The 10,872-nt window shown below is 70.7% G+C and carries 11 protein-coding genes; 6 read left to right on the forward strand and 5 right to left on the reverse strand.

All coding sequences use genetic code 11. The annotated features are described in order from the left end of the window. Window positions 1–47: 47 nt before the first annotated feature. A complete protein-coding gene (locus ACWGO0_RS06490) occupies window positions 48–434 on the reverse strand; it encodes a hypothetical protein (RefSeq protein WP_453528929.1) in 387 nt (128 codons plus the stop codon). Window positions 435–608: 174 nt separating this feature from the next. Between ACWGO0_RS06490 and ACWGO0_RS06495 the strand changes: the two genes are divergently transcribed. Beyond that, entirely contained in the window at window positions 609–947 is a 339-nt protein-coding gene (locus ACWGO0_RS06495) for a DUF6479 family protein (RefSeq protein ID WP_453528932.1), read from the forward strand. 153 nt (window positions 948–1,100) lie between these two features. Further along, on the forward strand, window positions 1,101–1,925 hold the full coding sequence (locus ACWGO0_RS06500) for a VOC family protein (protein ID WP_453528933.1): 825 nt from the start codon (window positions 1,101–1,103) through the stop codon (window positions 1,923–1,925). On the opposite strand, the gene ACWGO0_RS06505 is transcribed toward ACWGO0_RS06500, so the two are convergent. Then, the gene (locus ACWGO0_RS06505; protein ID WP_453528936.1) at window positions 1,907–2,500 is read right to left on the reverse strand and encodes a DUF6328 family protein; all 594 of its coding nucleotides are present in this window, start codon (window positions 2,498–2,500) and stop codon (window positions 1,907–1,909) included. The genes ACWGO0_RS06500 and ACWGO0_RS06505 overlap by 19 nt on opposite strands. A 204-nt stretch (window positions 2,501–2,704) precedes the next feature. Here ACWGO0_RS06505 and ACWGO0_RS06510 point away from each other — a divergent pair, with 204 nt between their 5' ends. After that, entirely contained in the window at window positions 2,705–3,091 is a 387-nt protein-coding gene (locus ACWGO0_RS06510; protein WP_453528939.1) for a VOC family protein, read from the forward strand. Window positions 3,092–3,095: 4 nt separating this feature from the next. On the opposite strand, the gene ACWGO0_RS06515 is transcribed toward ACWGO0_RS06510, so the two are convergent. The 3 genes from ACWGO0_RS06515 to ACWGO0_RS06525 all read right to left on the reverse strand — a co-directional run bounded on the left by ACWGO0_RS06515 (window position 3,096) and on the right by ACWGO0_RS06525 (window position 5,425). Beyond that, on the reverse strand, window positions 3,096–3,575 hold the full coding sequence (locus ACWGO0_RS06515) for a GNAT family N-acetyltransferase (RefSeq protein WP_453528942.1): 480 nt from the start codon (window positions 3,573–3,575) through the stop codon (window positions 3,096–3,098). A 23-nt stretch (window positions 3,576–3,598) separates the two neighbouring features. Beyond that, complete coding sequence (locus tag ACWGO0_RS06520; RefSeq protein WP_453528945.1) at window positions 3,599–4,546, reverse strand: hypothetical protein; 948 nt, start codon at window positions 4,544–4,546, stop codon at window positions 3,599–3,601. 81 nt (window positions 4,547–4,627) lie between these two features. Continuing rightward, window positions 4,628–5,425 (reverse strand): tyrosine-protein phosphatase, encoded by a 798-nt coding sequence (locus tag ACWGO0_RS06525; protein WP_453529201.1) that lies wholly within the window; start codon window positions 5,423–5,425, stop codon window positions 4,628–4,630. 229 nt (window positions 5,426–5,654) lie between these two features. Here ACWGO0_RS06525 and mutA point away from each other — a divergent pair, with 229 nt between their 5' ends. From mutA to meaB, 3 genes are read left to right on the forward strand one after another with little or no spacing between them, the layout of a single operon-like run. Continuing rightward, window positions 5,655–7,517: a methylmalonyl-CoA mutase small subunit gene (gene mutA, locus ACWGO0_RS06530; protein WP_453528948.1), complete on the forward strand. Its 1,863-nt coding sequence runs from the start codon at window positions 5,655–5,657 to the stop codon at window positions 7,515–7,517. Further along, complete coding sequence (scpA, locus tag ACWGO0_RS06535; protein ID WP_453528951.1) at window positions 7,517–9,757, forward strand: methylmalonyl-CoA mutase; 2,241 nt, start codon at window positions 7,517–7,519, stop codon at window positions 9,755–9,757. Before mutA ends, scpA begins: the two co-directional genes overlap by 1 nt. 12 nt (window positions 9,758–9,769) lie before the next feature. Then, a complete protein-coding gene (gene meaB / locus ACWGO0_RS06540; protein WP_453528958.1) occupies window positions 9,770–10,765 on the forward strand; it encodes a methylmalonyl Co-A mutase-associated GTPase MeaB in 996 nt (331 codons plus the stop codon). The last annotated feature ends 107 nt before the right edge of the window (window positions 10,766–10,872 follow it).

Consider the following 10,872-nt stretch of genomic DNA (forward strand, 5'->3'; position numbering starts at 1 on the left):
GCCGCGCAGTACCGGGGCGGGCCGGTCGGCACGTGACATCATTCGGGCTACCGGTTGGCCAGCTTCAGCCGTACCTCTTCCTCCTGGTCACCGGCCGCCGTGCCGACGACTTGCACGGCGAACACCTCGGCGAGGTGCCGGCGCAACCGTTCGACCGCCCAGTAACCGCCCTGCACATCCATCAGCACCGGCGCGGCCAGTGGCGGGGGTGCGTCCGCGGCCCTTTCCTCGGTCACATCGACGGTCGCGAACCACACGGTCGGGCGCGTCTGCGACGCCTCCACGGGCTCGTCGTCCGCCGCACGGTCGGAGGCGAAGGAGCCGCGCAGTACGTCGAACACCGTCCGCGCGTCCTCCTTCGCACAACCCGTGACCGCGACCACTACTTCCCGGCCCTCCTGATGGCCTGGTGCCTGCTCTGCCGTGCTGTTCACCGTGATTCCTTCCGGTCGGCCCTGACGGCTCTCCCCTCCAGGCTCACCCCGGGGCCGGACGACTGCGACACGAACGCCACGCGTGAGCGAAACGTATTTCTTCTCAGATCGCCATAAAACATGAATTAAGACGAATACCGGACTGCCCTCGGGCCCTGGGGGTATGCGGCAAGCATGGATGTAACCAACGGAGCCCAGAGTTCCCTCGCCCTCCCCCTCGCCGAGGGCGGCGGTCCGATCGGCGTTGTCATGCCCATCATCGGGGTCGTCCTGGTGGCGCTGCTCATCGGCGCCTTCTGGTGGGGCAGGCGCCGCAGGGACGAGCAGCCGCCCGCACCGCGCCCCGACGAGCAGCCGCACGCGCCGGACCACCGCACCCACATCGCGGAGAGCGGGAAGCATGGCTCGGACCGCTTCCCCGAGGACGGGCGCGGGCTCTCCCCGTACGAGCTCGGCCACCACGGCAACGAGGTGATCCCGCCCGACACGGAACCGCCGAGCGAGCCTCGGTGAGCCACCGCCCGGCGTGGCCGTCGCGGCGGACGGCCGCGCCTCGCCGGGCCGCCCCGGTCGCGTGTTGCGGGAGTGGCCGCGTGCGAAGAGGCTGGTTCTGGCCCCGCGGCACCGAGTACGTCATGCCGCAGAACCGACGAAGGCAGTGGGGACATGACCGGAAGCGAAGCGGGGACGACCTGGGCGGCTGCGCCACTGACCGGGCCCTCCGCACCCTGCTGGGTCAATCTCATGACCCGCGATCTGGACGCCGCGCAGTACTTCTACGGCGCGGTCCTCGGCTGGACCTTCCGGCCGGGCCGGCTGGGCCAGGAATTCTCCGTGGCGCGCCGCGACGGTGTGCCGGTGGCCGGGATCGTGGCCGCGGCATCGGCGTACCAGGTGGCCGTGGCATGGATTCCGTACTTCGCCGTCGATGACGCCGATGTGGCCGCCTCCCGCATCCGCGAACGCAGCGGAACGGTCGCGGTCGGCCCGCTCTCCCTCGGCAAGGGACGCGGGGCCCTGGCCTCCGACCGGGACGGCGCGGTCTTCGGCATCTGGGAGCGGACCGAGGCCGGCGCCACTCCCCGGGCCCCCGACGACCATTCGCACGCCTGGCTCCGGCTGCGGACCAGGAACGCCTTCGACGCCGCGATCTTCTACGGCCAGGTGCTCGACTGGGCCAGCGGGAAGCCCGGCTGCTGCGAGGTGGACTACGTGAAGGACGAGGTCATCGTGCGGTGCGCGGGACGGCCGCTCGCCCGGATCAGCTCAGGCGCGGTCGAGGCGGCACCCGACCCCATGGTCCGCCCGCACTGGCAGGTCCAGTTCCCGGTGACGGACGTGGAGGCGACCGTGACGTCCGCGCTGGAGCACGGTGGCGCGCTCGTCGAGCGGCGTCCGGTGCAGCACGGGCAGGAGGCGACCCTCCGGGACCCGGACGGCGGGCTCTTCACCGTCACGGACGTCGCGACACCTTACGTGGCCGAGGACTGACCTCGGTCCTCCGGACCGGACCGCCCGGAGGACCCGGGGTCCTCGGACGACGGCGGGTCGGCACTGCGTGCCAGCGCCCGGAGCGGGAACACGAACCAGCACACGAAGAACCACAGCGCCATGGCACCCACGAGCCACAGAGCCAGGGAGTTGTGCAGCGCCACCCTCATGATCAGGAGCAGCGCCGAGCACATCGTGCAGAAGAGCAGCCCGAGCCCCACGACGGTCAACCGCGAGGCCCAGACGACCGTCTGCGGCTTCACCCGGCGCCCGGTCAGCAGCCGGTGGTACGAAACCGGCCCGATCAGCGCGGCCACGGTCGCCGATCCCAGCATCACGGTCACCACGTAGATCGTGAGGTCGGTGTCCGAGAGCGTGGTGAAGCGCGGCTGGAAAACCACGGCGAGCAGAAAGCCGAACAGGATCTGTACGCCGGTCTGGGCGACCCGCAATTCCTGGAGCAGATCGTTCCACTGCCGGTCGGCCCGCTCCTCCTCGGTCTCCTCACGGCCGGTGTCCCGCCGGCTGCCGCTGTCGCGGCGTCCGTCGTCCTCAGTGCCCGATGTCGATGACACGGCATGCCTCCATCCTTGAGGCCACGGATTCCATGGTGTCACTCGACTGCCCACGCACCACAACGAGAACCGGCCGATTTCGGCCGCGGAGCCTCGACGACGCGGGATCCGTTGTTATGATCATTCACAGGGCATCGCGCGTCGGTCACCGGCCGGGTGAGGCGTGGAGGTAGCCCGTGAGATGCCCGTTGGAGGCATTCCACAGTGTCGGTCAAGCTGAATCACACCATCGTTCATTGCCGGGACAATCGGGAATCCGCAGATTTCCTGGCGCACATTCTGGGGCTGGAAGCCGGCGAGCCATGGGGCCCCTTCGTCCCACTGGTCCTCGCGAACGACATCACTCTGGACTTCGCGGCCATTCCAGCCGAGTCGATCACCCCGCAGCACTACGCCTTCCTCATTTCGGAGGCGGAGTTCGACACGGCCTTCGCCCGCGTCGAGGAGCTGGGAATCCCGTACTTCGCGGACCCCCATATGAAGCTTCCCGGCGAGATCAACCACAACGACGGCGGCCGGGGCGTGTACTTCCTCGATCCGGACGGTCACGCCATGGAAATCCTGACGGTGCCTTACGGCGGCTGGTCGTAAGGGGTCAGTCGGTGCCGAGCATCAGCTCGGGCCGGTCCCACATCACGGCGGGCGGACTGGCCAGGACGGTTCCGGTCCGTTCGGCGCCGACGCTGCGGTAGAAGCCTTCGGCCGGCGGGTGCGAGACGATGCGCACGCCGGCCGGACCTGCCCGCCGCGCCTCCTGCTTCAGGTGCCCGATGAGCATCCGCCCGATGCCGCGCCCCTGGGCCTCGTCGCCCACGAACATCAGGTCGAGCTCGGGGGGCGCGAGGATCAGCGCGTAGAACCCGAGCACCTGGCCGGTCGTGGTGTCGGCGGCCACGAACACCTGGTGCGTCTCGATGTAGTCGGGGCCGACCCGGTAGCCCTCGACCATGGGCGCGAAGGGACCTTCGTACGCACGCGAGGTCCTGACGAGCCGGGTCAGCCGCTTGGCGTCCCGCGCGGTCGCCCGCCTGATCGCCACGGCACCGCCGGCCGACTCCGTAACGCTTGATCTCATAAGGCGAGTATTACGTACGCGATTCAGTGGTCGGCCGCGGCCACGTCGACGGTGAACGACGCGGTGCGGACCTTGCCCTCGTGCTGGAAGTCGAGGAAGAGCCGATAAGTGCCCGCACTGGGCGCTGTCGCGGTGAACGAGACCTCAGGGCCGGGTCCGCCCTCGTTCGGGTGGACGTGCAGATAGGCCAGGTCGCCGGAGCGCAGGGCGACGAGGTGCCCGTACGCACCGAGGTAGGGCTGGAGGTCGGTGACGGGCTTGCCGTCCTTGCTGACGGTCAGCTCCAGTTCACCGGCCCGTCCCGCGCGCAGTCCGCCGTCGAGGGCGACCCGGTAGCCGTCGACCTCGGCGACGGTGCGGACGGGCGGCATCTTCGCGGGGCTGAATGCCCCGGCCACGGCCAGATCGGCGCCGAGCGTGTGGTTCCTGCTCCCCTCACCTCGCGGGGTGAAGTCGGCGAAGGCCCGGTAGCCACCGGCGGCGGGCAGTTCCACCGGGGTCGACCAGGTGCCGTCGGCCTCCCGCACGGGGTGCAGATGGCGGAAGGTGGTGAGGTCGCGCGAGGCCAGGATGAAGTGGAGTTCCTTGCCGTGCTCGCGGCGGTAGTCCTTGACGTTGTCGCCGTGCTCGTCCTTGATGGCGAACCGGATCTCGCCGCGGTCACCGGCCGTGACCGTCGGCGTTTCGAGCGCCAGGGTGTATCCGCCCTCGGAGATCTCCAGACCGCCCGCGGCAGCTCCTGCCGCACGCTCCCCCGCCGCCTCCCCTCCCTCCTGATGTCCGCCGTGCCCGTCGCCGTCGGCCATCTCCGGCTGCTTCGGCTGTTGCTTCTCCTGCCCCGCGTGCTGCTGCCCGCCGTGCTGCGAAGCGGGGTCGAACACGGGGTCGGCGCCCATGCCGACGCCGTACGCGGTGCCGAATGTCGCGGCGAGCGCGGCAGCGAAGGCGGTGATCTTCAGTCCGGTGTTCATGGCGGTCTCCCCAGAGGTGACAGGTGCGCTTCCGACACCCATCAACATACCCCCTGGGGGTATCAAGTCAAGCCCGCGGGATCAGGCGGGCACGGCAAGATCGGCGCGCAGCCGCTCCACCACCGGCCGGGGCAGCCGCAGTCCGTCCCGTATGTAGCCGTCGAGCCCGCCCCACCGCTCGTCCACCGCGTCCAGTGCCGCTTCCAGGTAGCGCGGGCGGACCTCGATGACCGCGGAGGCGATGTCCGGGGAGCCGCCCGCGTCGAGGAAGCCCTGCACGTACGGCGCGAAGGCGGCCCGCACGGCCGGGTTGACGGCCAGGAACTCCGCCCGCACCGCCTCCCTCGACGCACCGGCGATCAGCAGGAGCAGCGCGGCGGCCCAGCCGGTGCGGTCCTTGCCCGCCGTGCAGTGGAAGAGGACCGGCCTGGCCCGCGGATCGGCCGCCGTCTCCAGAAAGGCCCGGTAGGCAGCCGCGGCACCCGGCGAGAGCACCATCTGCCGGTACGTCTCCGCGAACAGGTCCTCGGCCCTGCCGCCGCCGAGCACCCTCTCGGCCCCCGCCGGATCGGAGAGCAGCGCCTTGAGCCGGGCGGGCGCGACGCCGGGCTTGTCCCCGAGCACATCGGCGACGAACAGCCGGGCGCCCGGGGGCAGCCGGTCGGGGGCCCACTGCCGCTCGTCGGCGGTACGCAGGTCGACGACGGTACGGATACCGAGCGCGGCCACCGCCATGTCGTGCTCGGTGTCGAGGTCGCTCAGCTGCCCCGAGCGCAGCAGGATCCCCTGTCGCATCCTGCGGTCGTGCGCGAGGGCGATACCGCCCAGGTCGCGCAGATTGAAGACGGTGGAGGCCGGGACGGCCCGGGCGGTCTGCACGATCATCTGCCTCTTTCCCGACGAACTGCACAAGCCAGGAGACTTGCCACATAATAGGCATCGCATGGCCGGTTCCCCCCGCTGAGCGCGGCGGCCGGGTCAAGCCTTCCCCGGCAGCGCGGACACGCCGGATACGCCACGGTCCGTTAAGGATCAAGTGCGACCCCGGGAGGGCAAGGTCACAGCCGGTCACCCGCTGTGGCTCAAATGCCTGCCCTAGCATCTGAGCATGACGGTCCTGCCTGCTGACGGGCTTCCTCTGGCCGCCGAGTTCCCTGACCCTTCCCACGACCAGTGGCAGCGCCTTGTCGAAGGCGTGCTCCGCAAGTCGGGCAAGGAAGTCTCGGGCACGGCCGCTGAGGAAGCACTGTCCACCGCACTGGAGGACGGGCTCACCACCCGACCCCTCTACACCTCGAACGACACCTCGCCCGGTACGGGTTTTCCCGGCTTCGCGCCCTTCACCAGGGGCGGCAAGGCCGAAGGGAACACCGCCGGCGGCTGGGACGTGCGCCAGCGCCACACGCTGACGGACCCCGCGCGCCTGAACGAGGCCGTGCTCGCCGATCTGGAGAACGGCGCCACGTCCCTGTGGCTGACCGTGGGCGGGCCCGCCGGGATTCCGGCCTCCGGCCTCGCCCGCGCCCTGGACGGCGTACTCCTCGACCTGGCCCCTGTCGCGCTCGACGCGGGCGGTGAATTCGAGCCCGCCGTACGGGAGTTGCTGCGGCTCAACGAGGAGCGGGGCGTACCGAAGGAGGCCGTGCGCGGCAGTCTCGGCGCGGACCCCCTGGGCCACGCGGCGCGTACCGGCACGGAGCCGGACCTCGACGCCGCCGTCCACTGGGCACAGGTCTGCGACCGCGAGTACCCCGGTCTGCGCGCGCTGACCGTGGACGCGTTGCCGTACCACGAGGCGGGCGGCTCGGCCGCCGAAGAGCTGGGCTTCGCGCTGGCGACCGGTGTCGCCTACGTGCGGGCGCTGACCGGGGCGGGGCTCTCCGTCGACGCGGCGTTCGCCCAGCTGGAGTTCCGCTTCGCGGCCACCGCCGACCAGTTCCTGACCATCGCCAAACTGCGCGCCGCACGTCTGGTCTGGGCGCGGGTCGCCGAGGTGTGCGGGTCCGCGGACGCCGGGGCGCAGCGTCAGCACGCGGTGACCTCGTCGGTCATGATGACGCGCCGCGATCCCTGGGTGAACATGCTGCGGACCACGCTCGCGTGTCTCGGGGCGGGCGTCGGCGGCGCGGATTCCGTGACCGTGCTGCCGTTCGACCACGCACTGGGTCTGCCCGACGCGTTCGCGCGGCGCATCGCCCGCAACACCTCGACGATCCTGATGGAGGAGTCGCACCTGGCGCGGGTCATCGACCCGGCGGGCGGCTCCTGGTACGTGGAGCGGCTCACCGCCGAACTGGCCGCCGCCGCCTGGGAGTTCTTCCAGGAGATCGAGCGGGCGGGCGGCCAGGCCGCCGCCCTGCGTTCCGGTATGGCAGGTGAGCGGCTCGCGGCCACCTGGGCGGCCCGCAGCAGGAATCTGGCGCGGCGCAAGGAGGCGGTGACCGGGGTCAGCGAGTTCCCGAACCTGGCGGAGCCCGCCGTGGAGCGCGAAGCGGCGCCCGGCGCCGGTGACGGATCGGGCGGCGGACTGCCGAAGGTCCGCCGGGACGAGGCGTTCGAGGCACTGCGGAGCCGGTCCGACGTCCACCTGGCGTCCTCGGGCAGCCGCCCCACGGTGTTCCTCGCGGCGCTGGGACCGGCCGCGACGCACACGGCACGGGCGTCGTTCGCTTCGAATCTCTTCCGGGCGGGCGGCATCGAGCCCGTCCACGATCCCGTCTCGGTCGACGCCTCGACGGTCGCCGGTGCCTTCGCCGCAAGTGGTGCGACGATCGCGTGCCTGTGTTCCAGTGACGCGCTCTACGCCGAGCAGGCCGACGCGGTCGCCGCCGAGCTGAAGGCGGCCGGCGCCGAGCAGGTGTTCCTCGCGGGACGACCCGGCGAGTACACCTGTGTCGACGGCTACGTCTTCGCCGGCTGCGATGTGGTCGCCGTCCTCTCCTCCGTACTCGACCGCATGGGAGTGGCGTGATGCAGAACCCCCGAACCACCCCCGGTACCGCTGCGGCGAATCCGGTCCCCGACTTCTCCGAGATCCCGCTCGCCGCGGCGGTCGCCCCAGAGGCGTCCGCCGACCGCTGGCGCGGCGCGGTGAAGGAGGCGACCGGCCTGTCCGAGGACGCTCTTCTCTGGGAGACACCGGAGGGCATCGCGGTCAAGCCGCTGTACACGGACGAGGACGTGGAAGGTCTCGACTTCCTCGGGACGTACCCGGGCATCGCCCCGTATCTGCGCGGCCCCTACCCGACGATGTACGTCAATCAGCCGTGGACCATCCGGCAGTACGCGGGATTCTCCACGGCCGAGGAGTCCAACGCCTTCTACCGGCGCAACCTCGCGGCCGGGCAGAAGGGCCTCTCGGTCGCCTTCGACCTCCCGACCCACCGCGGCTACGACAGCGACCATCCCCGGGTGACGGGCGACGTCGGCATGGCGGGCGTGGCGATCGACTCGATCTACGACATGCGTCAGCTCTTCGACGGCATTCCGCTGGACAAGATGTCGGTGTCGATGACGATGAACGGCGCGGTGCTTCCCGTGCTGGCGCTGTACATCGTGGCCGCCGAGGAACAGGGCGTGGCGCCCGAGAAGCTCGCCGGGACCATTCAGAACGACATCCTCAAGGAGTTCATGGTCCGCAACACCTATATCTACCCGCCGGGTCCTTCGATGCGGATCATCTCCGACATCTTCGCGTTCACCTCGCAGAAGATGCCCCGGTACAACTCGATCTCCATCTCCGGCTATCACATCCAGGAGGCCGGTGCGACGGCCGACCTGGAGCTGGCGTACACGCTGGCCGACGGGGTGGAGTATCTGCGCGCCGGACGCGACGCGGGTCTGGACGTCGACGCGTTCGCTCCGCGTCTGTCGTTCTTCTGGGCGATCGGCATGAACTTCTTCATGGAGATCGCGAAGCTGCGGGCAGCACGGCTGCTGTGGGCGAAGCTGGTCAAGGAGTTCGAGCCGAAGAACGCCAAGTCGCTCTCGCTGCGCACCCATTCGCAGACCTCCGGTTGGTCGCTGACCGCGCAGGACGTGTTCAACAACGTCACCAGGACCTGTGTGGAGGCGATGGCCGCCACCCAGGGGCACACCCAGTCGCTGCACACCAACGCTCTGGACGAGGCCCTGGCCCTGCCGACTGACTTCTCGGCGCGGATCGCCCGCAACACGCAGCTGCTGCTCCAGCAGGAGTCGGGTACCTGCCGGGTCATCGACCCGTGGGGTGGCAGTGCGTACGTGGAGAAGCTCACGCACGACCTGGCGCAGCGGGCCTGGCAGCACATCGAGGAGGTCGAGGCCGCGGGCGGTATGGCCAAGGCCATCGACGCCGGCATCCCCAAGCTCCGGATCGAGGAGGCCGCGGCCCGTACGCAGGCGCGGATCGACGCCGGGCGCCAGCCCGTCATCGGGGTCAACAAGTACCGGGTGGAGACCGACGAGAAGATCGACGTGCTCAAGGTCGACAACTCCTCGGTCCGCACCCAGCAGATCGAGAAACTGCGGCGACTGCGCGAGGAGCGCGACGAGTCGGCCTGCCAGGAGGCGCTGCGGGCCCTGACGGAGGCCGCCGGGCGGGAGCCCGGTCCGGGTCTCGAAGGCAACCTGCTGGCGCTGGCGGTCGACGCGGCCCGCGCGATGGCCACGGTCGGCGAAATCTCGGACGCGCTGGAGAAGGTGTACGGCAGGCACGCGGGCCAGATCCGTACGATCTCCGGGGTGTACCGCAAAGAGGCAGGAGAGTCCCCCGCCGTGGACCGCACCCGCACACTGGTCGACGCGTTCGAGGAGGCGGAGGGCCGTCGTCCGCGCATCCTCGTCGCCAAGATGGGCCAGGACGGGCACGACCGCGGCCAGAAGGTGATCGCTACGGCCTTCGCCGACCTCGGCTTCGACGTCGACGTCGGCCCGCTCTTCCAGACGCCGGGCGAGGTCGCGCGGCAGGCCGTGGAGGCGGACGTGCACATCGTGGGCGTCTCCTCGCTGGCCGCCGGGCACCTCACCCTCGTACCGGCGCTCCGCGAGGAGCTGGCGGCGGAGGGGCGCGAGGACATCATGATCGTGGTCGGCGGTGTGATTCCGCCGCAGGACATCGAGGCGCTGCACACGGCGGGCGCCACCGCGGTGTTCCCGCCCGGCACGGTGATCCCGGACGCGGCCCACGACCTGGTCACGCGGCTCGGTGCCGCGCTCGGCCACGAGCTGTGAGCCGCTGACCGGATGCCTCCCACGATCGACATCGACAGCTATGCGGAGGGGGTACTCGACGGGAAGCGGGCGTACATCGCGCGCGCCATCACTCTCGTCGAGTCGACCCGCCCCCAACACCGGCTCCTGGCCCAGCAGTTGCTGAGCCGGCTGCTGCCGCATGCGGGCCGGGCCCGGCGCATCGGCATCAGCGGCGTACCGGGCGTGGGCAAGTCCACGTTCATCGACGCGCTCGGCACCATGCTCACGGGCCTCGGGCACCGGGTCGCGGTGCTGGCCGTCGACCCGTCGTCCACCAGGACCGGCGGTTCGATCCTGGGCGACAAGACCAGGATGGAGCGGCTGGCCGTGGACGGCCGCGCCTTCGTCCGCCCCTCCCCGAGCGCGGGAACGCTCGGCGGGGTGGCCAAGGCCACCCGCGAGTCCATCGTGGTGATGGAGGCGGCGGGCTACGACGCCGTCCTCGTGGAGACGGTCGGGGTCGGGCAGTCGGAGACGGCGGTCGCCAATATGGTCGACACGTTCCTCCTGCTGACGCTGGCCCGGACCGGCGATCAGCTCCAGGGCATCAAGAAGGGCGTCCTGGAGCTGGCGGACGTCATCGCGGTCAACAAGGCCGACGGCCCGCACGAGCGCGACGCCAGATCGGCGGCGCGTGAGCTGGCGGGCGCACTGCGGCTGATGCATCCGGCGGACGCCGCCTGGACTCCCCCGGTGCTCACGTGCAGCGCCCGCGAGTCGAGCGGCCTGGACACGCTGTGGGAGCGGCTGGAGCAGCACCGCACTCTGCTCGATTCCACGGGCCGGCTGACGGTGAAGCGCCGGGAGCAGCAGGTCGACTGGACGTGGGCGATGGTGCGCGACGAACTGCTGGACAGTCTGCGCAACCACCCTGCGGTGCGGGAGCTCTCTCCGGCTCTCGAACAGCGCGTACGCGAGGGCGAGTTGACGGCCACGCTCGCAGCCGAGCAGATCCTCGGTGCCTTCCGCGGCGGTCCGTCCGACTGAGGTGGCGTGGGGGGGGGGCCCCCCCGGGCCCCCCCCCCCCGGGAGAGACAAGGGCCACACCGGGGGGGGGGGGGGGGGTGTGTTTTTTGGGGTTTGTTGGCGGATTA

The organism is Streptomyces sp. NPDC055749, from assembly GCF_053617235.1.

Bases quoted from the DNA above. Each gene is read 5' to 3' on its own strand.
- ACWGO0_RS06495 (WP_453528932.1), top strand. From the start codon at position 609: ATGGATGTAACCAACGGAGCCCAGAGTTCCCTCGCCCTCCCCCTCGCC.
- ACWGO0_RS06500 (WP_453528933.1), top strand. From the start codon at position 1,101: ATGACCGGAAGCGAAGCGGGGACGACCTGGGCGGCTGCGCCACTGACC.
- ACWGO0_RS06515 (WP_453528942.1), bottom strand. From the start codon at position 3,575: ATGAGATCAAGCGTTACGGAGTCGGCCGGCGGTGCCGTGGCGATCAGG.
- ACWGO0_RS06520 (WP_453528945.1), bottom strand. From the start codon at position 4,546: ATGAACACCGGACTGAAGATCACCGCCTTCGCTGCCGCGCTCGCCGCG.
- mutA (WP_453528948.1), top strand. From the start codon at position 5,655: ATGACGGTCCTGCCTGCTGACGGGCTTCCTCTGGCCGCCGAGTTCCCT.
- scpA (WP_453528951.1), top strand. From the start codon at position 7,517: ATGCAGAACCCCCGAACCACCCCCGGTACCGCTGCGGCGAATCCGGTC.
- meaB (WP_453528958.1), top strand. From the start codon at position 9,770: ATGCCTCCCACGATCGACATCGACAGCTATGCGGAGGGGGTACTCGAC.